General features: G+C 69.5%; 21 protein-coding genes. 11 read left to right on the top strand and 10 right to left on the bottom strand.

All coding sequences use genetic code 11. The annotated features are described in order from the left end of the window. Positions 1 to 124: 124 nt before the first annotated feature. From ACWEPG_RS18200 to ACWEPG_RS18190, 3 genes are all read right to left on the bottom strand, one after another. Complete coding sequence (locus tag ACWEPG_RS18200; RefSeq protein ID WP_450116421.1) at positions 125 to 1,309, bottom strand: zinc-binding dehydrogenase; 1,185 nt, start codon at positions 1,307 to 1,309, stop codon at positions 125 to 127. A 227-nt stretch (positions 1,310 to 1,536) separates the two neighbouring features. Next, positions 1,537 to 2,421: an ABC transporter permease gene (locus tag ACWEPG_RS18195; RefSeq protein ID WP_450116420.1), complete on the bottom strand. Its 885-nt coding sequence runs from the start codon at positions 2,419 to 2,421 to the stop codon at positions 1,537 to 1,539. Continuing rightward, entirely contained in the window at positions 2,418 to 5,186 is a 2,769-nt protein-coding gene (locus ACWEPG_RS18190; RefSeq protein WP_452594931.1) for an alpha/beta fold hydrolase, read from the bottom strand. Before ACWEPG_RS18190 ends, ACWEPG_RS18195 begins: the two co-directional genes overlap by 4 nt. A 179-nt stretch (positions 5,187 to 5,365) precedes the next feature. Between ACWEPG_RS18190 and ACWEPG_RS18185 the strand changes: the two genes are divergently transcribed. After that, positions 5,366 to 5,818 carry a universal stress protein gene (locus ACWEPG_RS18185; protein ID WP_450116418.1) on the top strand — a complete coding sequence of 151 codons (453 nt, stop codon included), beginning with the start codon at positions 5,366 to 5,368 and terminating at the stop codon, positions 5,816 to 5,818. Between the two features lie 80 nt (positions 5,819 to 5,898). Here the strand turns inward: ACWEPG_RS18185 and ACWEPG_RS18180 are convergent, their stop codons facing one another. From ACWEPG_RS18180 to ACWEPG_RS18170, 3 genes are all read right to left on the bottom strand, one after another. After that, a complete protein-coding gene (locus ACWEPG_RS18180; protein ID WP_452595050.1) occupies positions 5,899 to 8,127 on the bottom strand; it encodes a HelD family protein in 2,229 nt (742 codons plus the stop codon). A gap of 96 nt (positions 8,128 to 8,223) precedes the next feature. Beyond that, the gene (locus tag ACWEPG_RS18175) at positions 8,224 to 8,769 is read right to left on the bottom strand and encodes a pyridoxamine 5'-phosphate oxidase family protein (RefSeq protein ID WP_450116417.1); all 546 of its coding nucleotides are present in this window, start codon (positions 8,767 to 8,769) and stop codon (positions 8,224 to 8,226) included. 55 nt (positions 8,770 to 8,824) lie between these two features. Continuing rightward, on the bottom strand, positions 8,825 to 9,514 hold the full coding sequence (locus tag ACWEPG_RS18170) for an MBL fold metallo-hydrolase (protein WP_450116416.1): 690 nt from the start codon (positions 9,512 to 9,514) through the stop codon (positions 8,825 to 8,827). A gap of 205 nt (positions 9,515 to 9,719) precedes the next feature. On the opposite strand from ACWEPG_RS18170, the gene uvrA reads away from it, so the two are divergent. After that, the gene (gene uvrA / locus ACWEPG_RS18165) at positions 9,720 to 12,644 is read left to right on the top strand and encodes an excinuclease ABC subunit UvrA (protein ID WP_450135167.1); all 2,925 of its coding nucleotides are present in this window, start codon (positions 9,720 to 9,722) and stop codon (positions 12,642 to 12,644) included. Between the two features lie 507 nt (positions 12,645 to 13,151). On the opposite strand, the gene ACWEPG_RS18160 is transcribed toward uvrA, so the two are convergent. After that, positions 13,152 to 13,508: a DUF1844 domain-containing protein gene (locus ACWEPG_RS18160; RefSeq protein WP_450116414.1), complete on the bottom strand. Its 357-nt coding sequence runs from the start codon at positions 13,506 to 13,508 to the stop codon at positions 13,152 to 13,154. A 289-nt stretch (positions 13,509 to 13,797) separates the two neighbouring features. Here ACWEPG_RS18160 and infC point away from each other — a divergent pair, with 289 nt between their 5' ends. The 8 genes from infC to ACWEPG_RS18120 all read left to right on the top strand — a co-directional run bounded on the left by infC (position 13,798) and on the right by ACWEPG_RS18120 (position 20,545). Further along, complete coding sequence (gene infC / locus ACWEPG_RS18155; RefSeq protein ID WP_452595049.1) at positions 13,798 to 14,502, top strand: translation initiation factor IF-3; 705 nt, start codon at positions 13,798 to 13,800, stop codon at positions 14,500 to 14,502. Positions 14,503 to 14,553: 51 nt separating this feature from the next. Beyond that, entirely contained in the window at positions 14,554 to 14,748 is a 195-nt protein-coding gene (rpmI, locus tag ACWEPG_RS18150) for a 50S ribosomal protein L35 (protein ID WP_007531459.1), read from the top strand. Between the two features lie 65 nt (positions 14,749 to 14,813). Then, complete coding sequence (rplT, locus tag ACWEPG_RS18145) at positions 14,814 to 15,203, top strand: 50S ribosomal protein L20 (RefSeq protein WP_450116413.1); 390 nt, start codon at positions 14,814 to 14,816, stop codon at positions 15,201 to 15,203. A gap of 23 nt (positions 15,204 to 15,226) precedes the next feature. Further along, positions 15,227 to 16,039, top strand: coding sequence for a TrmH family RNA methyltransferase (locus ACWEPG_RS18140; protein WP_450116412.1), 813 nt, complete (start codon positions 15,227 to 15,229; stop codon positions 16,037 to 16,039). Between the two features lie 51 nt (positions 16,040 to 16,090). After that, entirely contained in the window at positions 16,091 to 17,161 is a 1,071-nt protein-coding gene (gene pheS, locus ACWEPG_RS18135) for a phenylalanine--tRNA ligase subunit alpha (RefSeq protein WP_450116411.1), read from the top strand. A gap of 43 nt (positions 17,162 to 17,204) precedes the next feature. Beyond that, positions 17,205 to 19,691, top strand: coding sequence for a phenylalanine--tRNA ligase subunit beta (gene pheT, locus ACWEPG_RS18130; RefSeq protein ID WP_452594930.1), 2,487 nt, complete (start codon positions 17,205 to 17,207; stop codon positions 19,689 to 19,691). 127 nt (positions 19,692 to 19,818) lie between these two features. Then, complete coding sequence (locus ACWEPG_RS18125; protein WP_450116409.1) at positions 19,819 to 20,307, top strand: hypothetical protein; 489 nt, start codon at positions 19,819 to 19,821, stop codon at positions 20,305 to 20,307. Between the two features lie 70 nt (positions 20,308 to 20,377). Further along, positions 20,378 to 20,545 (top strand): hypothetical protein, encoded by a 168-nt coding sequence (locus tag ACWEPG_RS18120; protein WP_450116408.1) that lies wholly within the window; start codon positions 20,378 to 20,380, stop codon positions 20,543 to 20,545. Between the two features lie 80 nt (positions 20,546 to 20,625). Here the strand turns inward: ACWEPG_RS18120 and ACWEPG_RS18115 are convergent, their stop codons facing one another. Both ACWEPG_RS18115 and ACWEPG_RS18110 read right to left on the bottom strand, forming a co-directional pair. Beyond that, complete coding sequence (locus ACWEPG_RS18115; RefSeq protein ID WP_452594929.1) at positions 20,626 to 22,293, bottom strand: acyl-CoA dehydrogenase family protein; 1,668 nt, start codon at positions 22,291 to 22,293, stop codon at positions 20,626 to 20,628. Continuing rightward, a complete protein-coding gene (locus tag ACWEPG_RS18110) occupies positions 22,290 to 22,967 on the bottom strand; it encodes a TetR/AcrR family transcriptional regulator (RefSeq protein WP_450116406.1) in 678 nt (225 codons plus the stop codon). The genes ACWEPG_RS18115 and ACWEPG_RS18110 overlap by 4 nt, the downstream gene beginning before the upstream one ends. 105 nt (positions 22,968 to 23,072) lie before the next feature. Here ACWEPG_RS18110 and ACWEPG_RS18105 point away from each other — a divergent pair, with 105 nt between their 5' ends. Then, the gene (locus tag ACWEPG_RS18105; protein ID WP_452594928.1) at positions 23,073 to 24,608 is read left to right on the top strand and encodes a class I adenylate-forming enzyme family protein; all 1,536 of its coding nucleotides are present in this window, start codon (positions 23,073 to 23,075) and stop codon (positions 24,606 to 24,608) included. A gap of 67 nt (positions 24,609 to 24,675) precedes the next feature. Here the strand turns inward: ACWEPG_RS18105 and ACWEPG_RS18100 are convergent, their stop codons facing one another. Next, complete coding sequence (locus ACWEPG_RS18100; protein ID WP_452594927.1) at positions 24,676 to 26,118, bottom strand: MFS transporter; 1,443 nt, start codon at positions 26,116 to 26,118, stop codon at positions 24,676 to 24,678. Between the last annotated feature and the right edge of the window lie 163 nt (positions 26,119 to 26,281).

Genomic DNA, 26,281 nt, shown 5'->3' with positions numbered 1-26,281 from the left:
GTGCGGGGCGTTACGGGAGCCGTGTCGGACCGAACGGCCGCCGCGGCCGTCGAGATAACGCGGTGCACCACGGGCGGGCAGGCCGTCGACAGGGGAGCGCGTCGGCGCCGGAGGCGATGTGCTCTCAGGTGGGGCGCGACGAGGTGGACAGAGTTTCCACCTCGCTGCACGGATCGACGAGCACCTTCGCGTGCACGTCGGCGCGCTCGAGCACGTCGAATGCGGAGGGCACGCCCGCGAGACCGACAGTGCCCGTCACCAGCGGGCTCGCGTCAACCTTGCCGTCGGCCAGCAGGTGGAGGGTGTCGTGGAACTCCAGCGGCGTGTAGCCCAGAACGAACCGCAGATCGAGCTCCTTGTTGACGGCCATCGCGGGCCGCAGCCTGTCCTCGCTCATGCATACCCCAACCACGACGACGCGCGTTGCCAGCGGGGCCGCGGCGAGGATGCCCTCCAGCATGCCGGGTACACCGACGCACTCGAACACGATGGGGTGGGGTTGGTCGGCCAGCCCGATCGCCTGGGCCGCGCGGTTCACGTACGCCCAGCCGGGCAGCTTGCGCAGGCGGTCCATGGTGTCGACTGCGTAGTCGAGTAGTTCCGGTGCCGAGAATCTCCAGCCGCGAGCGCCTGCTGCGTGCCAGGGTGAATCGACGGCCGGGTCGACGACGACGTCGGCCCCACACTCGGTCGCCAAGGCGCGACGTCCGGGGGAGAAGTCGCTGGCCACCACTGTTCGCACGCCCCTGGCCTTGAGGTGACACACCACGGCCAGTCCCACCGGGCCGCAGCCGAGAACGACGGCGACGTCCCTGCGTCCGATCTCGCTGCGGCGCACCGCGTGATGCGCCACCGCCATGGGCTCGGTCAGTGCTGCGATCTCGCTGTCGAGGCCGTCGGGGACGGCGAACGACAGCGACGCCTCGACCAGGACCTTGTCGGCAAACGCCCCCGGAGCCAGCGGGGACAGTCCGGTCGGGTGTGTTCCCCCTCGGGCCCGCACGAGCGGGAACGACACCACCCGGGTGCCCTCGGTGAAGGACTTCCCGGCGCCGGCGCCGGCGCCGCGCTCGACGACCTCGCCGCAGAACTCGTGACCCAACACCGTCGGGGAGTCGGACCGGATGATGTCGTGATAGTCGAGTTCGTCCATCACCCCGGCGAGTTCGTCCGCGTGTCTGCGTGCGTGGAGGTCGGAGCCGCAGATGCCGGCGCGGAGAACATTCAGCACGAGTTGGCCCCGGTCCGGATTCGGGTCCGGTAGTTCGACGATCGCGAGTTCCCCGCGGGCACACCGTACGGCCCTCACACGGCACCGCCGATGCGTGCGCGGTCGCGATGCGCGGCCTCCCCATCGGCCCGACGGGGAGCGAACGCGGCCAGGAGATCTTGGAGAGGAGGCACGATCTCTCGCTTTTCGTTCGGTGCCGACGGTGAAATGCGTCGGCTGGCTGTCGGAGCCCGGGTGACTTCGAGTTTCCCGCCGTCGACGTCGGTGCGCAACCGTGCCTGGTCGAACACCGGTGACGCCGGGACTCAGCTGGTGATGTCCTTGCGCGCGAACCACCACCAGGCGGCGACCGCGAAGGCGGTGCCGTAGGCGAGCGCGGCGAACGAGCCGACGACGATGTCGTGCCAGTCGACCGTCGGTGCGAGGAATCGGGTCCAGGCGAAGGAGAAGTGCCCGGGGAGGTAGTCCCGCCAGTGGCCGAGCGCGGTGATCTGGTCGAGGATCTGCACCAGGATCGAGACCATCACCGTGCCGCCCACGGCACCGAGCGGGGCGTCGGTGAGCACGGACAGCAGCAGTGCCAGCCCGGCCACCCAGATCAGGTTGACCGCGACGTACCCGAGGGCGAGCGCGAGGCGGCCGATCGCCTCGCCGTAGCCGAGCGAGTCGCCGAACGGGGTGACCAGCGGTGCGGTGCCGTACGACACGGTGCCCACCGTCAACGCGACCACCACGAGCAGCAGCAGGGCCGCAATCGACAGGACCGCCGAGACGATCGCCTTCTGCTGCAGCAGCCGGCTGCGCGGAACCGGGATGGCCAGCAGGTAGCGCAGCGACGACCAGGACGCCTCGCTGGCGATCGCGTCGCCGAAGAACAGCGCGACGACAACGATCAGCAGGAAGCCGACGGACATCAGCAGGGTGAACACGGTGAAGTTGACCCCGCCCCGGGTGGCGAGCTCGATCAGATCGGTTGCGCCGGAATCGGATCCGGTGCCGCCGATCGCGAACGCGAGGACCAGGATCAGAGGCAACACGGCCAGGAATCCCAATGCGAGGTGGGTGCGGCGGCGCTTGCATTGCCGCACCAACTCGGTGCGCAACGGCAGCGTCCGCCCGGCCCGGTATCCCGGCGCACGGCCGTCCGCCGGGATCGCGACCTCGTCGGAGCGGGATCGTCCGATGCTCACGGTGCCTCCTCTCGATGATCCGACGTGTGCACCAACCGCAGGAACACGTCCTCCAGGCGGGTGGTCCGGGCCACGCGTCGGACCGCGACACCCGCGCCGACCAGTGCTCGCACCGCGTCAGCGGTATCGGTCTCCCCGAGGTCCACGCGAACCCGGTCGTCGTCGACCCGGTGCACGGGCGTGCCGAGAGCGGCGAGCGCGTCTGCGGCCGCGTCGGCGTCGTCGACGCGCAGTTCGGTGGCGCCCTGCGCGGAGGTGAACTCCTCGACGGTGCCGGCGGCGATCACCCGGCCGTGGTTCATCACCACCACGTCGGTGCAGGTCTGCTCGACCTCCGCCAGCAGGTGACTGGACACCAGGACCGTCCGGCCGCCCCGGGCATAGCTCACCAGGACCTCCCGCATGGTTGCGATCTGCGGCGGGTCGAGCCCGTTGGTCGGCTCGTCGAGCACCAGCAGGTCGGGTAGGCCGAGCATCGCCTGCGCCAGCGCGAGCCGTTGCCGCATCCCCTGGCTGTACGAGCGGACCTTGCGGGTCACCGCGTCGCCGAGGTCGGCGATTTCGAGCGCCTCGTCCATCCGGGCCTCGGACTCCGGACGCCCCGTGGCGGCCCAGTACAGGCGCAGGTTGTCGATCCCGCTCAGATGCGGCAGCAGACCGGATCCCTCGACGAACGACCCGAGCCGGGACAGCACCGGAGCGCCCGGCGTCACCCGGTGTCCGAAGACGCGGATCTCGCCCGCGGTCGGGGTGATCAACCCCATGAGCATCCGCAGCGTCGTCGTCTTGCCCGCACCGTTCGGTCCGAGCAGGCCCAGCACCTGGCCCCGTCGCACCGTGAAGTCGACGCCGTCGACCGCGCGGAACCCGGTGCCGTACGTCTTGCGCAACCCGGTGACGACGAGCGGGGTGCCGACGAGTGCCGGGTCGACCTCCGCGACCGCACGGCGCCGGGACCGCAGCACCCCGATCGTCACCAGCGCGCCGATCCCGGCGAGGATCACGCCGATGCCCACGAGCGGGGCCACGGGGATCGCCCGACTGGACGACGACGCGGCCACACTGGGCACGGACAGGGTGCCGTCGGTGAGGGCGATCGTGAAGCGAGCCGGGGACAGCGGGTTCGCGTACGCCTGGTCGGTGGTGGTCACCGCCAGCTCCAGGTGATGTCCCTCCGGTACCTGGTGGCTGACGGCAGGAAGTGTCACGGACAGTGGAATCTGTTGCCCGGCAGGAGTATCCGGAATCCTGATTGCGGAGACGGCGCCCCCGGGCAGCACGTGACGCCCCTGAGGCGACACGTCGTACAGCTTCGCGTACAGCACCGCCTCGCCGGGCGGAGCCGACGCGGTGACACTCAACTGCGCGGTGGAGGTTCCGGTGACGGTCACCGGACGGTCCAGCGGAGCGGTGGCGAAGCGGGCCGTCTGTCCCGGGGGATCGGTCGACAATCCGGTCGCCTGCCCCGCGACGGCGAGCAGGTCCGCCGCCGAGCCCAGACCCGGCACCGACGACACCGCAGCCGGTGACGCTCCCGGAGGCCGGTCAACGGTCTGCGGTGGCCCGGACAGGGCCAGCTGCTCACGCGGAACAGGGGCAGCGCTCGCGGTCAGGCCCGGATAGCTCGGTGCGGTCATTCGGCGGTAGGACGGCCGATCGCCGCCGCTCGTCCCGGGCAGCGTGAACACGAAGGGCAACTCGCGGTCAGTCGAGGTGCCGCTCGAGTCGCCGCTCAGCTGCGCGGTGAGGAACCGGGCGGCCGAGGCCCGGCTGCTCGGCGAGTCGCCGCCGGCGTCGTGCCCGCCGGGGAACCACCGCACCTGCACATCGGTGCCGGACGCGGCGATCTGCCGTGCCGTCGCGTCGGCCTGGTCGAGGCCGAACAGGGTGTCCTGCTCGCCCTGCAGGAGCAGCGTCGGCGCGGTGATGTGCTCGGCCAGCGCCGCGGGGGAGTGGGCGCGCAGCAGCGCCAACAGTTCCGGTGTCGGCAGACCCGTCACCGCCGCGGAACCGTAGGCGAGGCAGATCGACGGGTCGAAGCGCCCGCAGGCGTCGGCGCCCGGGGTCCCCGCCCCGGACACCCCCGCCCCGAAGAAGATCCCGGCCCAACCGCGCTTGAGGACGCCGGGGCCGCCGTACCCGGCGTCGGCCGGAGTCGCGGCCGGTTCGTGCCCGGGTCGGAGGCCGTGGTTCGGGAAGAGGGCCTGGCCGAGGTCGTTCCAGGTGATCGCCGCGGCCACCGCATCGATCCGAGGGTCGCTGCCGGCGAGCATCAGCGCCAGCGCGCCGCCGTAGGACGCGCCCGTCACTCCGATCCGGGGATCGCCGACCCCGTCCAGTTCGACCTCCGGCCGCGCGGCCAGCCAGTCGACGAGGGCCCGCGCATCGGCCACCTCGCGATCCGGGTCGTTCAGCGAGATCGTGCCGGTGCTGGCGCCGAATCCGCGGGCGCTGTACGCCAGGACCACGACACCGTCGGCGGCGAGGTTCCGGGCCTGGTCCGCCAGAGTGTCCTTGGATCCGCCGAACCCGTGCGCGAGCAGAACGGCGGGCGCGGGCGTGTGCTGAGGCAGGTACAGGCTCGCATCGATGTTCACCTCGCCGGTGGCGCCCCGTGCTTCGGCGGTGGTGACACGCACGTCGGAGGTGGTGACGCCGGGCCGGCGGTCCGCCCGGTAAAGGCCGGTGCCGACTCCCGCGACGACCAGTAGCACCACGGTCACGACGGCCGCGACCCGCGGTGCGCGCGACCGGGTCGGAGACATGAGATCCAATCTAGTCAGACACGACAGATGTGGCTTGGCCCGCAATTCCCCCGCGGGGGACGGGCATCCGACTAGGGTTGCGGCGAGCAGCCGGGTTCTCCGACGCGGTTTCGCGCGGTGACCGGCGACGACCAACGCGCCACCGGGGACGGTGGGGCATGCGACAACCGGAGGAATGAATGAGTGCCTACCGCACCATCGTCGTGGGGACCGATGGCTCGGATTCGTCGCTGAAGGCGGTGGACAAGGCCGCGGCGCTTGCGCGCGACGCGGACGCCAAGCTCGTCATCGCCTGCGCGTACCACCCCGCGGATCCGAAGGACATCGAAGCGGCGCAGGACACGCTCGGTGAGGACGCCTACCAGATCACGGGTTCCGCGCCGACCGACGAGATCCTGCGCACGGCGCGAGAGCGCGCCCACGCGGTCGGGGCCGCGAACATCGTCGAGCGGGCCATCGTCGGCGCCCCCGTGGATTCGCTGCTCGGGCTGGTCGACGAGGTGAGCGCGGATCTGCTGGTGGTCGGAAACCGGGGGCTGAACACCCTGACCGGCCGGCTGCTCGGCTCGGTGCCGTCCGACGCCGCCCGAAAGTCGACCTGCGACGTTCTGATCGTTCACACCGTTCGTTGAGTGCGCCCTTCGCGTGCGTCGGCAGCTTGCCGGCGCACGCGAAGGCGTTTCGCGTGCATGCCCACGCACGTGCCGGTCTTCTATTGCACCGCAACCAGTTTGGACAGGACGTCGGGCAGGGGCCGGGCGTGCACGACGCCGAGGCGTTGTGTCGCCCGTGTCAGTGCGACGTACAGATCGTTCATTCCGCGCGGTGACGAGTCCACGATCAGCGCGGGTTCGACGATGATCACCACGTCGAACTCGAGTCCCTTCGCCTCGCGGACCGACAGCACGCTGACCGAATCGCCGTGTAGGTCACGGAACTCGTCCACGCCCTCCTCGCTGGTGATCACCGCGACCAGCCCCGGACCGGTCTCCGCGGCGACCCTGCGGCGCACCTCCACCGCCACGTCACCTGCCGGGGCCCGGTGTGCCCATGGCTGGTTCCCGGAGTCGCGCACCGACCGCGGCACCGCCTGCTGCGGGTCGATCGCCGCAAGCACGTCCTGCGCGACCGTCATGATCTCCGACGGCGTGCGGTAGTTCACCGTCAACTCGGTCAGTTTCCAGCGGCTGGCGACGTACGGCTCGAGCGCGGTCTGCCACGACGAGCTGCCCGCCAGATCCCCGGTCTGCGCGGTGTCGCCGACGAGGGTCATCCAGCGATTCGGGATGCGCCGCATCAGCATTCGCCAGGCCATCGCCGAGAGCTCCTGGGCCTCGTCGACGATGACGTGACCGAATGTCCAGGTCCGGTCGGCCGCCGCGCGTTCGGCGGCCGTCAACTGCTGCCGCATCTCGTGCCGCTGCGCGAGCTGGCTCGCGTCGACCAGGTCGTACGCCATCAGGATCTCGGGGTCGAGATCGTCCTCGAGGTCCTGGGGTGCGGAGCCGGTGAGGATGTCGAGTGCACCCTGCGCGTCGGCGATCTGCGCACGCCACTGCCGCGCCGCCCGCTCACGTTCGGCGGCGTCGTCGATCCCGAGCAGTTCGGCCAGTTCGTCGAGCAAGGGGGCGTCGGCGGCGCTGAACCCGGTGTGGCGCCTCCGGTGCAGCAGCGCCCGCTGCTCCGCGGTGAGGTCGATGGCCGCGGACGCCAGTCGCTCGTCGGACTGCAGCAGATCCGTGAGCACCTGCTGCGGCGTCAGGTGCGGCCACAGCTCGTCGATCGCGGCCATCAACTCGGTGTCGGTCCGCATCTCGTCCCGGATGTCGGCGACGTCGTCGCGGCTGAGCAGGTTCGCCCCGCCGAGCACATTCGCTCCGAGGGTCGCAGCGAACTGGTCGGCGAGCGCCTCGATCACCGCGGAGACAAAGATCGGCCGGGCCAGGTTGTGGGGACGCCGCGACGACCGCGCGCGGCCCCGGGCCCGGGTGACGATCTTGCGGTCGAGGGTGACCGTGTAGGTGTCGAACGGCAGGGTGACCGGCGTGCGCGGCACCAACTGTCGGTCCCGGACCGCCTGTTTGAGGACCGCCACCATGTCCAGCGAACCCTTGATCTCGCCGGCCTCCAGCGAATCCTGCTGCGTGGCAACCACCCCGGGATACATGTCACCGATCGTGGACAGCAGGACACCGGTCTCACCGAGAGACGGCAGCACCTGCCCGATGTAGTCGAGGAAGGTCGCGTTCGGCCCGACGATCAGCACCCCGGACTTCGCCAGCTGCTGCCGGTAGGTGTACAGCAGGTATGCGGCACGGTGCAGTGCGACCGCGGTCTTCCCGGTGCCCGGGCCCCCCTGGACCACCATCACCGACTTGTGGGTCGAGCGGATGATCGCGTCCTGTTCGGACTGGATGGTCTCCACGATGTCGGTCATCTGCCCGGTGCGGGCCGCGTTCAGCGCCGCCAACAGTGCGCTCTCGCCGGCCACGCCGCCGTCGTCCGAGACGACACCGGCCCGCTGCGCTGCGGCCAGGTCGAGGTACTCGTCGCCCAGACCCGTCACCGTGCGGCTGCGGGTGCGGATGTGCCTGCGCCGCGTCACACCCTCCGGGGACGCCGTGGTGGCGAGGTAGAACGGCCGGGCCAGCGGCGCCCGCCAGTCCAGCAACAGCGTCTCGTAGTCGTTGTCCTCGTCGAGGATGCCCACGCGGCCGATGTACCGGTGGCCGTCGCCGTCAGCCGCGTCCGGGTCGAGATCGATGCGACCGAAGCACAGGCCGTTCTCCGCGGCGTCGTACTTGGCGATGTCCTCGGTGTACATCTGGGTGAAGGACTCGCGTTCGCTGCGAGCCTGCGGCGTGCCCCCGGTTTGCAGCAGCACCGTCGCCAGGCGGGACTTGGCGTACTCGCGCAGTCCGTCGAGGCGGTCGTACAACATCGTCAGGTACTGCTGTTCGCGCTCTCGGTCGGCGTGGACCTCGTCGGGCAAGTGATCTCCTCGGGCGGAAACACGGGCAAAAAGGGCCCAGTGATTCTAATCGCCCGGGCGGATGTCCGCAGAAACGCCTGCTCGACGCGCACCGAATCGCCACCGGGTCTGATTGAACGGGCCCTTGCCGAAACCGAACGCCGTGACCGGTGCGACCCGGTACACCAGGGCAGGTCCGCCGCCGCCGCGGAACCCGTCGGTCGTCACCTCGAATCGCCACTGCGGCCCGTACTTCGCCACGTAGGCGTCGGCGATGCGCAGCAGGGTGGGGACGTCACGGTCTGGTTCGGCGTACCCCTCGACGACCACGTCGAAACCCTCCGCGTAGGAGTTGGTTCCGGTGGTGAGCGCGACCGCCGGGTTGTGGCGCAGGTTCAGCGCCTTGCGTTCACCGGGGCCGGTGCAGAAGTGCAGTGCCTCGTCCATCCAGACACCGATCAGCGGCGTGACGTGCGGTCGGCCGTCTGGACGCACCGTCGTGATCCAGTAGAGCTCCGCGTCGGTGAGGACCTGGCGGCCCCACTCCCAGCTCACCGCCACGGTCCCCGGCTCGCTGTACCGGGTGTCGAACTCGGTGATCGGCTCGGTCATCGGTTGCCCCTCTCACTCGGTGGGCCACGGCGGCACGTGGCGCCGGCGGGTCAGCTCACCAGCCGCGCTCCTGCCACTCGGCGAGGAACGGTCGCTCGGCGCCGATCGTGGTGTCGCGGCCGTGTCCGGGATAGACGACCGTGTCGTCCGGGAACCGCTCGAACAGCTTGGTCGTCACGTCGCGGTACAGGGAGTCGAACTTCTGCGCGTCCGCCGTCTTGCCGACACCACCGGGGAAGAGGGAATCCCCAGTGAACAGGTGCACCTGGCCGGAGGCGGGGTCGGTGAGCGCGAGCGCGATCGACCCGTCGGTGTGACCGGAAAGGTGAATCACCTCGAGTGCGAGCCTGCCCACCTCGACGAGGTCGCCGTCGGTGACGGTGCGGGCCGGCACCACCGGCAGTGCCGGGGCGTCGAGGGGGTGGGCGATGGTGGGTGCGCCTGTCGCCGCAGCCACGTCCGCGAGCGCGAGCCAGTGGTCGGGGTGCTGATGGGTGGTCACGATCGAACCGAGATGCGGAGCCGCGGTCGCGAGCAGGCTTGTCAGCCGGTCCGCCTCGTTCGCCGCGTCGATGAGCAGGGACTCTCCGGTGCCCGCATCCACCACGAGGTAGGCGTTGTTGTCCATCGGGCCCACCGAGATCTTCGTGATCGTGGCGTCCGCGATCGTGCGGCGCTGTGGGTCGGCGCCCTGCGTCAGCACCCCGGTGTAGTGGTCGTCGATGTGCATCTGCTGCCGTTCCATGAGGGGAGGCTACCGTCGCGGCGGCCTCCGCGGGGTCCGGGAGCGCGCGTCGTGTCCGATCCGACGCCCGCGTCGGTGTGAACTGCGATGCCCGCGTCGTATCACCTGCGACGCCCGCGTCGGCGCGGAGTCGTGTCGGACAGTCGGCCTACCATGTGGACGGCCGTGAACTCCACACAGGACTCGGCGTGAGAAAGGATCGAGAGTGGCAGACCGCCTGATCGTGCGAGGGGCGCGTGAGCACAACCTGCGGGGGATCGACATCGATCTGCCGCGCGACAGTCTGATCGTCTTCACCGGCCTTTCCGGTTCGGGCAAGTCCTCGCTCGCCTTCGACACCATCTTCGCGGAAGGGCAGCGGCGGTACGTGGAGTCGCTGTCCGCGTACGCCCGGCAGTTCCTCGGGCAGATGGACAAGCCGGACGTCGACTTCATCGAGGGCCTGTCGCCGGCCGTGTCGATCGACCAGAAGTCGACGAACCGCAACCCGCGTTCGACGGTGGGAACCATCACCGAGGTCTACGACTACCTCCGCCTGCTCTATGCGCGCGCCGGTACACCGCACTGCCCGGCCTGCGGCGAGCGGATCGCCAAGCAGACCCCGCAGCAGATCGTCGACCAGGTGCTGGCCATGGAGGAGGGAACCCGGTTCCAGGTCCTCGCACCCGTCGTCCGCACCCGCAAGGGCGAGTTCGTCGACCTGTTCGAGCAGCTGAACACGCAGGGCTACGCCCGCGTTCGGATCGACGGCGTCGTGCACCAGCTGACCGATCCGCCGAAGCTCAAGAAGCAGGAGAAGCACGACATCGAGGTGGTGGTGGACCGCCTCACCGTCAAGGCGAGCTCCAAGCAGCGGCTCACCGACTCGATCGAGACCGCCCTTCGACTGGCCGACGGCATCGTGGTCCTGGACTTCGTCGACCGGGAGGAGGACGCGACCGATCGTGAGCGTCGCTTCTCCGAGAACCTGGCCTGCCCGAACGGGCACCCCCTCGCGATCGACGACCTCGAGCCGCGGTCGTTCTCCTTCAACTCGCCGTACGGTGCCTGCCCCGAATGCACCGGCCTCGGTATCCGGAAGGAGGTCGATCCGGACCTGGTGGTGCCGGATCCCGAGTTGAGCCTCGCCGACGGCGCGATCGCGCCCTGGTCGATGGGGCAGACCTCCGAGTACTTCGGTCGGCTCCTGTCCGGCCTGGCCGACGTGATGGGCTTCGACGTGGACGCCCCCTGGAAGGAACTGCCCGCCAAGGCGCGCAAGGCGGTGCTCGAGGGCAGCGAACACCAGGTGCACGTCAAGTACAAGAACCGGTACGGCCGCACCCGCTCCTACTATGCCGAGTTCGAGGGCGTGATGCCCTTCCTGCACCGGCGGCTCGAACAGACCGAGTCGGAGCAGATGAAGGAACGTTACGACGGGTACATGCGCGACGTACCGTGCCCGGCCTGCAACGGGACCCGGCTGCGGCCGGAGATCCTGTCGGTGACCATCGAGGCCGGCGAGCACGGCCGCATGTCGATCGCCGAGGTCGCGGAGCTGTCGATCGCCGACTGCTCCCGCTTCCTGAACTCGCTGACTCTCGGTGCCCGCGAGGAGGCGATCGCCGGTCAGGTGCTCAAAGAGGTGCAGGCGCGGCTCGGCTTCCTCCTCGACGTCGGCCTGGAGTACCTGTCGCTGTCGCGTGCCGCGGGCACCCTGTCCGGCGGCGAGGCCCAGCGCATCCGCCTCGCCACCCAGATCGGATCCGGGCTCGTCGGCGTCCTGTACGTGCTCGACGAGCCTTCCATCGGCCTGCATCAGCGAGACAACCGCCGACTGATCGAGACGCTGACGCGTCTGCGGGACCTCGGCAACACCCTGATCGTCGTCGAGCACGACGAGGACACGATTCGCACCTCCGACTGGGTCGTCGACATCGGGCCGCTCGCCGGCGAGCACGGTGGTCGGGTGGTGCACAGTGGCCCGTACGCGGAACTGCTCACCTGTGAGGAGTCACTGACCGGTGCCTACCTCTCGGGCCGGTCCTCGATCGACGTTCCCCTGGTGCGCCGGGCCGTCGACAAGAAGCGGCAGGTCACCGTCGTCGGGGCCAAGGAACACAACCTCCAGGACATCGACGTCAGCTTCCCGCTCGGGGTGCTGACCTCGGTCACGGGTGTGTCCGGGTCCGGCAAGTCGACGCTCGTGAACGACATCCTCGCCACGGTGATGGCGAACAAGCTCAACGGGGCGCGCCAGGTGCCCGGCCGGCACACCCGGGTCAACGGGCTGGACCAGCTGGACAAGCTCGTCCAGGTGGATCAGTCGCCGATCGGGCGCACCCCGCGGTCCAACGCCGCCACCTACACCGGCGTGTTCGACAAGATCCGCACCCTGTTCGCGCAGACGACCGAGGCGAAGGTTCGCGGCTACCAGCCGGGCCGGTTCTCGTTCAACGTCAAGGGCGGCCGGTGCGAGGCGTGCTCCGGCGACGGCACCCTGAAGATCGAGATGAACTTCCTCCCCGACGTGTACGTGCCGTGCGAGGTCTGCCACGGGGCCCGGTACAACCGGGAGACCCTCGAGGTGCACTACAAGGGCAAGACGATCGCCGAGGTCCTGGACATGTCGATCGAGGAGGCTGCGGAGTTCTTCGAGCCGATCACCTCGATTCACCGTTACCTGGAAACGTTGGTCCGGGTCGGTCTCGGCTACGTGCGACTCGGGCAGCCGGCGCCCACCTTGTCCGGCGGCGAGGCGCAACGCGTCAAGCTCGCCGCGGAACTGCAGAAGCGCTCCACCGGCCGGACCGTCTACATCCTGGACGAACCGACCACCGGCCTGCACTTCGAGGACATCCGCAAGCTGCTCGGCGTCGTGAACGGTCTGGTCGACAAGGGCAACACCGTCATCGTCATCGAGCACAACCTCGACGTGATCAAGACGTCCGACTGGATCGTCGACATGGGTCCCGAGGGCGGCTCGGGCGGTGGGACGGTGGTCGCGCAGGGCACGCCGGAGGAGATCGCGGTGGTCCCGGCGAGCTACACGGGACGGTTCCTGCGCGAGGTTCTCGACGCGGCACCGGTGGCGGCCCCCGCACCGGCGAAGCGGAAGCGCGCGCCGCGGAAGGCTGCCGCGAAGGTGTGACGGTCCTGTATACGGATCAGGGCCGGAACCGCGCGCTGCGGTTCCGGCCCTGATCCGTCGCGACGGACGTGTCAGACGGTGCCGGTGGTGCCGCCGCCGGTGGACGAACCGCCGGCGATCAGCGAGTTGACGATGTTGGCAATGGCGCCGAAGAGGCCGTCGATGTCTCCGGAGTTGACCATGGATGTCTCCTTGATGGTGATGTACTGACCCGACCGAGGCGCGTGCTGCGCCGGCCGGCTGGTGCCGGATCGATCAGATACCGCGCCCCCGCTTGGCCTGCGGGTTTCCCGACGACGGCTTCGGCGATGATCCCCCGATCGCAGTGACCACTCGAGGATCGGATCCCGTTCTTGCGTAGCGGAACCCGGCCTCCATGTGGTGCCCTCCACTGCATTCGCGACCTTTGTACACGAGCGTTCCGGTCGGCCGTCCAGGTTTCGGAGAAAACGAAACCGCCACCGCGATGTGAAGTGCCTCACATCGCGGTGGCGGTTTCCGAGTGGTTCAGTAGACCGGGCCGGTGAACTTCTCGCCGGGGCCCTTGCCGGGCTCGTCGGGGTGTGCGGACGCCTCGCGGAATGCCCGCTGCAGGGCCTGGAGGCCCTCGCGGATCGGTCCGGCGTGCGGCCCGAGGTACTCGACCGAGGCCGTGACCAGGCCGGCGAGGGCGGTGATGACGCGCCGGGCTTCGTCGAGGTCGATGTTCGCGCTGTCGGTGTGGTCGTCCGCGGCAAGGCCGAGCTTCTCGGCGGCGGAGCTCATCAGCATGACGGCCGCCCGGCTGATCACCTCGACCGCGGGGACGTCCGCCAGTTCGCGGACTTCGGTGCTGTCTTCCCCTGTGTGCGATGCGTCTGTCATGGCTGCTAGACTTCCATACACGACCGCCCCTGACGACGTCGGGGGCAGCAAGTGGAGTCCGACTCCCACCGCTGTTCCGCGAAGCATATTCGCAGGTCAACGGTTCCGGTCACTCGGGTGTTGGTACCTGGCCGCACAGGCCTGGTGCGTTCGATCCGAGGTTCCCGTGAGGGGCGTGGGTGGCGCGTGTGCAGGTGTACACGACGCTGCGGCACGTGATCGGTCGACATCGGACCCCGCCTGGAGAGATCCAGCCGGGGTTCTTTTGTTGGGGACGTGGGCAGGCGGGCTGCGGGCGGTCAGGACGACCACGCCGCTCTACCTAGGAGGCCCCATCAGCACTGAGACTCGCATCAACGAGCGCATCCGCGTACCCGAGGTCCGCCTTGTCGGACCGGGAGGTGAGCAGGTTGGCATCGTGCGTGTTGAAGATGCACTCCGCTTGGCTCAGGACGCCGACCTCGACCTGGTCGAGGTTGCGCCCGACGCGCGTCCGCCGGTGTGCAAGATCATGGACTACGGCAAGTTCAAGTACGAGGCCGCGCAGAAGGCGCGCGAATCGCGCAAGAACCAGCAGCAGACCGTGATCAAGGAGCAGAAGCTTCGCCCGAAGATCGACGATCACGACTACGAGACCAAGAAGCGCAATGTCGTGCGGTTCCTCGAGGCCGGATCCAAGGTCAAGGTCACGATCATGTTCCGCGGACGCGAGCAGTCCCGTCCCGAGTTGGGCTTCCGCCTCCTGCAGCGGCTCGGTGCCGATGTCGCCGACCTCGGCTTCGTCGAGACGTCCGCGAAGCAGGACGGCCGCAACATGACGATGGTGCTGGCACCGCATAAGGGCGCCAAGACCCGTGTCAAGGCGCAGGAGCAGGCACAGCGTGGCGCTCGTCCGCAGGCACCCGCGCAGCCGGCGCCCGCACAGTCGGCAGCACCTGCCGAGGCGCAGGCGCCCGCCGCGGAGCCGCAGACGCCCGACACGCCCGCGAGCTGACAGACCAGCACGTAGTACGCAGCAGTAGAAGAAACAGAAACTGAGGACTCCATGCCCAAGAACAAGAGCCACAGCGGCACCTCGAAGCGATTCAAGGTGTCCGGCAGCGGCAAGATCCTGCGCCAGAAGGCCGGGCGTCGCCACCTGCTCGAGCACAAGGCCACCAAGGTCACCCGTCGCCTCGACGGCGTCGCCGTGGTCGACAAGGCCGACGTTCCCCGCGTCAAGCGCCTGCTCGGCATCTGATTCGACCTTCTCCATTACCTCTCGGGAGCGTCCAGGCGATCCCGACCGATTGACAGGATTTTTCAGTGGCACGCGTCAAGAGGGCAGTCAACGCCCAGAAGAAGCGCCGTTCCGTTCTCGAGGCCTCCAGCGGCTACCGCGGCCAGCGGTCGCGCCTGTACCGCAAGGCCAAGGAGCAGCAGCTCCACTCGATGACCTACGCGTACCGGGACCGCCGCGCGCGCAAGGGTGACTTCCGCAAGCTGTGGATCTCGCGCATCAACGCCGCCGCCCGCGCGAACGACATCACCTACAACCGCTTCATCCAGGGCCTGAAGGCCGCGGGTGTCGAGGTGGACCGCAAGATCCTCGCCGAGCTCGCCGTCTCCGACGCCGAGGCGTTCGCCGGCCTGGTCGCGATCGCGAAGGCCGCGCTGCCGGCCGACGTGAACGCTCCCGCCGGGGAAGCGGCCTGAGCAAGCCGATCCAGGAACGACCCGTGGACCCGTTCACCGAGCGGACGCCACGGGTCGTTTCTGCTGTCAAGCTGCTGCGTGGCGCGGAACGGCGCAAGACTGGACGGTTCCTGGCCGAGGGCGCGAATTCGGTGACCGCCGCTCTCGACACCGGACGGATCGAGGAACTGTTCGTCACTGCGGACGCCTCGGTGCGGCATGCCGCGCTGGTGGAGCGGGCGCTCGCACAGCGAGTGCGCGTGTCCCCGGTGACCGACCGGGCGGCGAAGGCGCTGGGGGACACCGTCACGCCGCCGGGCGTGGTCGCCGTCTGCCGGACCGTCGACGTTCCGCTCGCCACCGCGCTGGGGGCGCGACCGCGCCTGCTGGCGGTACCGGTCGCGATCAGCGACCCCGGCAACGCCGGGACCGTGATCCGGGTCGCCGACGCGGTCGGCGCCGACGCGGCGATCCTCGCGGGCGACAGCGTCGACCCACACAATGGCAAGTGCGTGCGCTCGTCCGCGGGCAGTGTGTTCCACCTGCCGATCGCTCGGGAACGGGACACCGACACGGTCCTCGCCGCGGTCGCCGCGGCCGGGGTGCAGGTGCTGGCGACCGCCGCGGACGGTGAGGTGGACCTCGACGCAGCCGACGATTTGCTGGCCCGTCCGACGGCCTGGCTGTTCGGTAACGAGGCGCACGGACTGGACCCGGACCTCGCCGCGCGGGCGGACCACCGCGTGCGAATTCCGATTCGTGGTCGGGCCGAGTCGCTGAACCTGGCGACCGCGGCAGCGATCTGCCTGTACGCGAGCGCGCGGGTGCAGCACAGGGCGTCCGAGCCGACAACCTAGAATTTGCCGAGAACGCGCGAGCAGAACCGAACACGAGGAGTTTCACGAGCCGTGGCCAAGAACGAGGGCGACAGTGCACCGATCATCGACGCGCAGGCGCTGAGCGAGGAGTCGCTCGCCGAGGCTGCCGGCGCTGCAGAGCAGGCGTTTGCCGGGGCCTCGGATCTGGATGCGCTGGCGAAGGCGAAGATCGACCACCTCGGCGACAAGGCGCCGTTGTCGCTCGTGCGGCGGGCGCTCGGGGCCCTGCCTGGCAAGGAGAAGGCCGACGCGGGTAAGCGTGTCAATGCGGCCCGCACCCGGGCGAGTGCCGCCTACGAGGCGCGCAAGGAGATCCTCCTCGCCGAGCGTGACGCGGCGGTGCTGGTTGCCGAGTCGATCGACGTGACCCTGCCCGCCGGACGCCGCGCCGTCGGGGCCAGGCATCCGATCACGATCATCTCCGAGCAGGTCACCGACGTGTTCGTGGCGATGGGCTGGGAGGTCGCAGAGGGGCCCGAGGTCGAGACCGAGCACTTCAACTTCGACGCACTGAACTTCCTGCCCGACCATCCGGCCCGCACGATGCAGGACACCTTCCACATCGCGCCGGAGGGCTCGCGTCAGGTGCTGCGCACCCACACGTCCCCGGTGCAGGTGCGATCGATGCTCTCGCGGGACCTGCCGCTGTACGTGGTGTGCCCGGGTCGCACGTTCCGCACCGACGAGCTGGATGCGACGCACACCCCGGTCTTCTCCCAGATCGAGGGCCTGGCGGTCGACAAGGGGCTGACCATGGCGCATCTGCGTGGCACCCTGGACGCGTTCGCTCGCGCGCTGTTCGGCCCCGATACGCGAACCCGGATGCGCCCCAACTACTTTCCGTTCACCGAGCCGTCGGCCGAGGTGGATGTCTGGTTCCCGGGCAAGAAGGGTGGCGCCGGCTGGGTCGAGTGGGGTGGCTGCGGCATGGTGAACCCGAATGTGTTGCGGGCCAGTGGTATCGACCCCGACGAGTACAGCGGCTTCGCGTTCGGCATGGGTCTGGAGCGGACCCTGCAGTTCCGCAACGGCATCCCCGACATGCGCGACATCGTCGAGGGCGACGTGCGGTTCACGCTGCCCTTCGGTGTCCAGGCCTGACGAACTTCAACGACTGAGCCGAGAACGAGAGAGCTGAGTAGACGTGCGAGTAGCGCAATCCTGGCTGACCGAGATCCTGCAGCGGGCCACCCCCGGCTGGGAGGTGAGCCCCGAGGAGCTGGACGCCGGTTTCGTGCGGGTGGGCCTCGAGGTCGAGGAGGTCGACGCGGTACCGCTGGTGTCGGGTCCACTGGTGGTGGGCCGGGTGCTGGAGATCGAGGAACTGACCGAGTTCAAGAAGCCGATCCGGTTCTGCCGAGTCGACGTCGGCGGCGAAGAGCCGCAGGAGATCGTGTGCGGGGCCAGGAACTTCGCGGTCGGCGATCTCGTCGTCGCCGCGCTTCCGGGCGCGGTGCTGCCCGGGGACTTCGCGATCGCCTCCCGCAAGACGTACGGCCGGGTGTCGAACGGCATGATGTGTTCGGCCTCGGAGCTGGGGATCGGCAAGGACCACTCCGGGATTCTGGTGCTCGAACCGGGCACGGCCGCGCCGGGCACCGCAGCCGGCGAGCTCCTCGGCCTCGGCGACACGATCATCGAGCTGAACATCACCCCGGACCGTGGCTACTGCTTCTCGGTGCGCGGCCTGACTCGTGAGCTGGCGAACGGTTTCGACCTGGACTTCGTCGATCCCGCCGTGACGGTGCCGTACGAGGCCGCGGGCGACGCGTGGCCGCTGACGGTGCAGCCGGAGTCCGGGTGCACGCGCTTCGCACTGCGGAAGGTCACCGGCGTGAACCCGCACGCGGTCACTCCGTGGTGGATGCAGCGCCGGCTGTTGCTGTCGGGGGTTCGGCCGATCTCCCCGGCCGTCGACGTCACGAACTACGTGATGCTCGAACTCGGTCACCCGCTGCACGCATTCGATGCGGCCAAGGTCGCCGGAGGTCTCGTGGTGCGCCGCGCGGTCGCCGAGGAGAAGCTGACCACCCTCGACGGGGTGGAGCGGACGCTCGACGCCGAGGACGTGGTGATCTGCGACGACACCGGTGTCATCTCCCTCGCTGGGGTGATGGGCGGCGGCAGCACCGAGGTCGGCGAGGGCACCACCGAGGTGCTGCTCGAGGCGGCGATCTGGAATCCCTTGGCGGTGTTCCGGACGTCGCGTCGGCACAAGCTGATCTCCGAGGCGTCGAAGCGGTACGAGCGGGTCGTCGACCCGGCGCTGTCCGCCGCCGCGCTGGACCGGGCGGCCGGGTTGCTCGCCGAGATCACCGGCGGCCACGTCGAGCCGGTCCTGACCGACCAGGGTTCCGTCGCCGCGCCCGCCGCGATCGCGATGGACCTGGACCTGCCGAGCCGGGTCGCGGGCGTGACCTACCCGAACGGGACCGCCGCCCGCCGGCTCACCCAGGTCGGGTGCACCGTCGACGTCGCGGTCGACGACAGCGGCACTGGTCAACTGGTGGTCACGCCGCCGACGTGGCGTCCCGATCTGACCCAGCCGGCCGACCTGGTCGAGGAGGTGCTGCGGCTCGAAGGGCTCGAGCAGATCCCGTCGGTGCTGCCTGCCGCGCCGGCCGGGCGCGGCCTGACCCCGTCGCAGCGACGCCGCCGCGCTGTCGGGAAGGCGCTCGCGTTCGACGGCTACGTCGAGGTGCTGCCGACCGTGTTCCTGCCCGCCGCGGTGTTCGACACCTGGGGCCTGGACGCCGACGACCCGCGCCGCGTCACCTCGAAGGTGCTCAATCCCCTCGAGTCTGACCGCCCGGAACTCGCGACGACGCTGCTACCGGCACTGCTGGAGATCCTGGCCCGCAACACCTCTCGTGGCCAGCGTGACCTGGCGCTGTTCGGTATCGCGCAGGTTGTCCAGCCCGGGCCGGACACCAAGCCGGTCGATGCACTGCCGGTCGACCGGCGGCCCACCGACGAGCAGGTCGACGATCTGTTGCGCTCGCTGCCCGCGCAGCCGGTTCACGTCGGCGTCGTCCTGACCGGGCTTCGTGAGCCGAGCGGGCCGTGGGGGCCCGGACGTGCAGGTGACGCCACCGATGCGTTCGCGGCCGCGCAGACCATCGCCGCCGCCGCGGGTGTTCGGCTCGACCGCAGGCCCGCGCAGTACCTGCCGTGGCACCCCGGCCGCTGCGCCGAACTGCTCGTCGACGGCACGGTGGTCGGACATGCCGGTGAGCTGCACCCGGCGGTGCTCGAGCGCGCCGGACTGCCCGCCCGCACCTGCGCGGTGGAGCTGAACCTCGACGCACTGCCGATCGTGGAATCGCTTCCCGCGCCCCGCGTTTCGCCGTTCCCGGCGGTGCTGCAGGACGTGGCCGTCGTGGTCGACGGCTCGGTGCCGGCGGCGTCGGTGGAGTCCGCGCTGCGTGCGGGCGCCGGGGAGCTCCTCGAGGACATCCGGCTGTTCGACGTCTTCACCGGCGAGCAGGTCGGTGCCGGACGCAAGTCGCTCGCGTTCGCACTGCGGTTCCGCGCCGGTGACCGCACCCTGACCGAGGACGAGGCGAGCGCCGCCCGTGACGCCGCGGTCGCCGCCGCGGCCGCGACGGTCGGTGCGCAGCTGCGCGCCTGACCCCGTACCCGACACGCCACCCCGTTCCGCGCCGACGCGGGACGGGGTGGCGTGCGTTTCGGGCTAGCCTGGGCACAGAGAGCTCGCGACCGCCGACCCGGCTGACGAGCCGATCGAGCGAGGTGCCATGACCGAGACCCAGTCCATCGTGAACAGCATGAGTGCGCTGACCGACGACGAGGTGCGGGCGGTGGTGGCCGCCGCGACGACCGGACGGCCCGCGCTGGCCGCGTTGCGGGCCGCGGCCCTCGAGATCCGCTTGGTCCCCGAGCCCGTCGCCCCGCCGGTACCGACCACGCCGGACGTGCCGGCGCCGCCGGTGATCCTCGACGCGGACGTCGTCCCTGACCCGCATGCCGTCACCAACCCCAACACCGTCCCGGGCGGGGTGGTGGCACCCGATGTCGCTGCCGTGACCGGATACACCGAGGGGGGTGTCCCGACGTTCGACGCCGTCCGCGAGAAGATCGAGACCCGCGCCGGCACCGCCGACGGAGGCACCGAACTCGACGCCGCGTCGTCCGCCGGACGGAACCTCGAGGAGCAGTTCGCGGCAAGGGAGAAGGCGGCCAAGGAGCGGCTCGACGAGATCCGCAAGTCGCTGCACCGGGACTGACCTGCCGGGCATTGCCCTGCGCGCGGGGCGGGTCGGTCGTACCGTGGATGCACCAACACGGAGGTGCCTCATGGACATTCTCGTCGGGTTTGCATTCTTCGTCACGTTCGCGGCCGTCGCCGTGGTGACGGCCGGGGTGCTGATGCTCCTCGCGATCTCGATCAAACCGGACTTCCTGCAGCGCACCCCGAAGGGGTACGCCGACGGCGCGGCACGCACACCCGACCGCCTCCGCTGACCCACTCGCCCCTTCCCGAATGGCCCATCTGATCGGTTCAGCCGACCGGATGCGCCATTCGGGAAGGCGGGGAGGACATGTCAGTGCCGGTCGAGGATTGCGGCGAAGTCGGTGCCTGGGGGCAACGAGCCGTACTCGAGGTCCCGGTTCTCGCCGAGCCGGGCCGTCAGGAACGCTTCCGCGACCGCCGTCGGTGCGGTCCGCAGCAACAGCGACGCCTGCAGACCGAGCGCCATCGACGCCGCGACCGCGCGTGCGCGGAACTGTGCCAGGGTCGGGTCCAGCGTGGCCAGTTCGGTCAACGCCGTCCGCATCCGGTCCTGGTGCGCGTCGAACAGCGCTGAGGCGCCGCGTGCCTCGGCCAGCTCGGCGTCGAACGCAGCCACCGACTCCGGCTCCCGGGTCATCGCGCGCAGCACATCGAGGGCGATGACGTTGCCGGAGCCTTCCCACACGGCCATCACCGGCTGTTCCCGGTAGCGGCGGGCCAACGGGAACGCCTCGGTGTAGCCGTTGCCGCCGAGGCATTCGAGCGCCTCGTACGCGTGGTGCGGTCCGCGCTTGCAGATCCAGTACTTCGCGACCGCGGTGGCGAGCCGCCGGAACGCCTTCTCGGTGTCGTCGGCGTCCGCGTCGTGGGCGCGTGCCAGGCGCAGGGCGGTGGCGGTAGCGGCCTCCGACTCGAGTGTCAGGTCCGCGGCGACCGCCGTCATCGCCGGCTGGTCGATCAGCGTCGTACCGAAGGCCGCCCGGTTTCGCACGTGCCACAGTGCCTCAGCGACGGACTGGCGCATGCCTGCGGTCGAACCGTAGACGCAGTCGAGGCGGGTGCGCGCGACCATCTCGATGATGGTGCGCACGCCGCGGCCGGGTTCGCCGACCAGGTGGCCGAGGGTGCCGTCGAGTTCGATCTCCGAGGACGCGTTGGACTTGTTCCCGAGCTTGTCCTTCAGCCGCTGGATCCGGAAGACGTTTCGGGTGCCGTCTTCGAGGACCCGCGGAACCAGGAAACAGGACAGGCCGGAGCCGGAGGCGAGTTCGGTCTGCGCCAGGATCAGGAAGCCGTCCGACATCGGTGCCGAGCAGAACCACTTGTGCCCGGTCAGCGACCAGGTGCCGTCGGAGTTCGGCACGGCGCGAGTGGTGTTGGCGCGCACGTCGGAGCCGCCCTGCTTCTCGGTCATTGCCATTCCGAAGAGCACGCCGGGCTTGTCGCCGGGCGTGATCAGTCTGCCGTCGTAGCCGCGGCCGTAGAGTCGGGGCAGCCACAGCGTCGACAGTTCGGGGGAGAACTCGGACAGCGCGGGGACGACGGAGTGGGTCATCGAGATCGGGCACGAGTGGCCGGGCTCGATCTGGGCGAACATCATGAACGATGCGGCACGCGCGACGTTCGCGCCCGGCTTCGGGTCGGCCCACGCCGAGGTGTGCGCGCCGTGTTCGACGGCGGCGCCGATGATTCGGTGGTAGGCCGGATGGAACTCCACCTCGTCGATCCGGTTGCCGTACCTGTCGTGTGAGTGGAACACCGGGGTGACGGTGTTCGCGAGTTCGGCGTCGTGCTGGAAGGATTCGGTGCCGACCAGCGCGCCAACCTCGCTCAGTTCCTGCTGCGCCCAGTCGGCGTCGTAGCGGGCCACACCCTCGACCAGCGGAACGTTCGAGGTGTACTCGTTGACGTCCACCCGTGGCGGCGCCTGGTTGAACACCTCGTGGGTGTGGAATCCGGAGGGGGTGACGGTCGTCATGAGTGCGTTCCTTCGGTCGATGGTGCGGGCCGCCGGGGGCTTTCGGTGATTCCGACACCGTGGAAGCAGAACCGGAGGATCGCCTCCACGGTGTCGGTGTCCTCGGCGCCGGAGGTGTCGGCGTTGTCCGTGGTCACGGCATGGGTGGGGGACAGGCGCCCGGTCAGTGCCTCGCTGATGGCGCCGATCAGCGCGGTCGCGGTCACGCCGAGGTGTTGCTCGGGGAACTCGCCGGACGTGATGCCCTCGCGCAGGATCTCGGTCGTGAGCGCGTGGTAGTCCGCTCGGTAGGCCAGTCGTTCGGCGTCGATGCGTGGATCGACCGGTTCGAACAGCAGCGACCATGCGAGTTGGCGTCCCTTGATGGCGCGCAGTGCGAACGTCTCGACCAGGGCGCGCAGGCGGTTCGACGCCCCGTCCGCGGCGTCGACCGCGGCCCGGACCGCGGCGAGTTCCTGGTCCGCGCCGACCCGGAACACGGCGGCAAGCAGGTCTGCGCTGCCGTCGAAGTACGAGTACACCGAACCGACGCTGACCTCGCACTTCTCGGCGATTGCCTTGACCGTGGCCGCGGCGAACCCGCCGGAGGCGACGAGTGCGGTCGCCTCGGCGAGTAGGGCCGCGCGGCGCTGCGCCTGCGCGGCGCGCGTCTTCTCGGTCGCTCGGTAGGCCATCCGGCGGGCACCCTTTCCCAATACTATGAATCGTGATTCAATCCTTGCGAGTCGACTGTAGAACGAAACACGGGCCACGGCAACGGGCGCCCCGAGGAGACCTTCATGAACCTGACCACGATGCTGGAGAGCACGGCGCGCAAGTATCCGGACAAGGAGGCGCTCGTCTACGGGGATCGGCGGATCACCTATGCCGAATTGCTCGCCGCCTCCAAGCGGGCCGCCACCGTGCTGCGCGACCGTGGTGTCCGCCGTGGTGACAGGGTCGCGGTGATGACCTACAACAGCCCCGGTTTCGTGATCGCCGCCTTCGGCGCCTGGCGGGCAGGCGCCGCGCTCGTGCCGGTCAATCACAAACTGGCTCCGCCGGAGGTCGAGTACACCCTCGGTCACTGCGGGGCGACGGTCGGCATCGTGTCGGCGGACCTGCGCGGTAGCGCGGAAGCGGGGGCGCCGCAGGTGGATTGGATGCTGACGGAACCGGGGGAGGGCACGTCGGCGTCTGCGGACCGGGACTTCGACGCCCTCGTCGACCTCGCCGACGAGTGGGAGGGCGCCGACGTCCACGAGACCGACATCGCGCAGGTCCTCTACACGTCGGGGACCACGAGCGCCCCGAAGGGCTGCCTGCACACGCACCGCTCGATCACCACTGTCGCGCCGTACATCTCGACGACACTCGGCCTGGACCGGGACGAGCGGGTGCTGATCGCGATGCCGATCTGGCACGCCGCGCCGCTCAACGTCTGGTTGGTCACCACCATGTTCCTCGGCGGCACGATCGTGTTGATGCGGGAGTATCACCCGATCGAGTTCCTGAAGATCATTCCGGCCGAGCGGATCACGGCCTTCTTCGGTGCCCCGATCGCGTACCTCGCGCCACTGCAGGCGGCCCGGGCGGCGGGAATCGACCTGACGGACTTCGACTTCTCGACCATGCGGCGCTGGACGTACGGTGGTGCGCCGATCGGCGCGGAGGTGGCGCGGCAGCTGCAGCAGGCCTATCGGTCCGAGGACTTCTACCAGGTGTACGGCATGAGCGAGATGGGCCCGACCGGGACCGCGCTGTATCCGCACGAGCAGATCGCGAAGGCCGGGTCGATCGGCCGTGGCGGCATGCCGGGTGTGGACCTGCGGGTGGTTCGGGCGGACGGCGGCGACGCCGGGCCGGGGGAGACGGGGGAGATCTGGCTCGCCGGAGACACCAGAATGCTCGGGTACCTGGACAACGACGAGGCCACCGCCGACGTGTTCGAGGGTCGCTGGTACCGCAGCGGTGACGTCGCCCGGCTGGACGAGGACGGGTACATCTACATCGTCGATCGAACGAAGGACGTCATCATCACCGGCGGCGAGAACGTGTACTCGCAGGAGGTCGAGGAGGCGATCCGGCCGCGACCCGACGTCGTCGACGTCGCGGTGATCGGCCGTCCCCATCCGGAGTGGGGCGAGACGGTTGTCGCGGTGATCGCTCCGGTCGACGGTGCCCATGTCGAACTCGACGATCTGCGGTCGTACCTGTCCGACAAGCTCGCCCGCTACAAGATCCCACGCGAACTCGTGGTCGTGGACCAGCTGCCCCGGAACCCGTCCGGCAAGCTGACCAAGCATGTCCTCCGGAGTTCGGTGATCGGCGACTGACCGACCCCGGGTGCCGGGGCCGCCACCGTGTCGGTAGCGGCCCCGGTCGTCGTTGGGTGCCCGTGGATCAGCCGGCCGTCTCGGCGGCGGGCGTGCCCGAGGAGATGTCGGCGAGCGAGCGATTCTTCGTGCGAACACCGAAGCTGAGAATCGCACCCGAGAACAGGACGGTGACGACGAGCATCCAGATCGTCGGGACCGCACCGAGGTTGCTCAGTGCCGGAACGACGATCCAGGGGGCGACCGCACCACCGAGGTGGCCGACGCCGTCACCCACCGCCGACGCAGAGCCTCGGACCCGCGTCGGGAAGACCTCGGCGGTGTAGGTGTAGGCGGGCAGGATCGTGAAGCTGATACCGAAGTTCACCAGCATCGAACCCGCGGTCGCGGTGACCTCGGACGCGGGCAGGAGCAGTGTCAGAAGTCCCCCGGCGACGAGGGCGGTGCCGATGATCGTGAGGATCTTGCGCTCGTACCTCTCGATCAGGACGAGCATCAGCAGTGGGACGATCACCGAGGTGCAGCGCATCAGGACGGTGACCAACAGGGCGTCCGAACTCGACACCCCACGACCTTCGAGGATCAACGGGGTGTAGTTCAGGAAGCCGTACACGGCGAGGTAGTACACGAACCAGAACCCGGTGACGAGCACGACCCGGCGCAGCAGCTCGCCGCTGAACAGTTCCCTGATCACGGATGACGCCGGCTGTTCGGCATCCGTCCCGGCGGCCTCGAGTGCCTCGTACTCCGCTCGCGCGGCCTCGGGGGACGAGCCGGCCCTCGCCTCCATTACGGCGACGATGCGTTCGGCGCGCTCGACGTCCCCCGTCGACACCAGCCATCGTGGCGACTCCGGCAGGATCCGGTCGACGAGCATCGGAACGACGACGATGACGATGCCGCCGATCGCCAGCAGGATCCGCCAGCCGTACGATGGCAGGTGATTCAGAATGGGCAGCGAGACGAATCCGATGACGACCTGGCCGATCGCCTGGTACGTCATGATCGTCGCCAGATAGCGGCCGCGCATGTTCTTCGGTGCCAGTTCGCCGATGTACGTCGAGACCAGTGCGATCACTGCCCCCATTCCCGCACCCGCGAGGAACCGGAAGAAGCTGAGCGAGGCGATGTTCCACGCCAACCCACTCAGCGCTCCGCTCAGCGCGAGCACCACGATCGTCAGCGCCAGCCCACGCTGGCGGCCGAAGCGGTCCGCGATGTGACCGAGCGCGAACGCTCCGATCGCGTAACCGACGAGGTTGAGTGCGATCGGTTGGCTCATCTGCATGACGGAGACGTCGAGGCTTGCCGCGGTCGCCTTCACCGTCAGGCCGGAGACGGTGATGTCGTAGTTCGCGAAGAACATGCACAGCACGAGCGCCAGCCCGCCGAACGGTCCGACGCCGACCCGCGGCATCGTGTCGATCCGTGCATCGATCATCCGGGCCGCCCGCAGGTCGGCCGATGCTCCGGGGTTCTGCGCAGGTCGCGTTGTCTGGGGGTGTGACACCTGCCCCGCCTTTCTGGGTCCGAATCGATTCGTCGCTGTCGGCGGCGGGAGAGTGGTCTCCGCCACCGGGCTGCGGAGCAGTGAGCGCCGCCACTTGCGATCCAGTGGAATCATTCGCCTAGATTTGTGCGGATGTCAATCAGGGATTCCTGTGAAAATCATT

It is taken from the genome of Rhodococcus sp. NPDC004095, assembly GCF_053604015.1.
The sequence above is the reverse complement of the archived record's forward strand: the minus strand, read 5'-3'. Positions and strand labels throughout refer to the sequence as shown.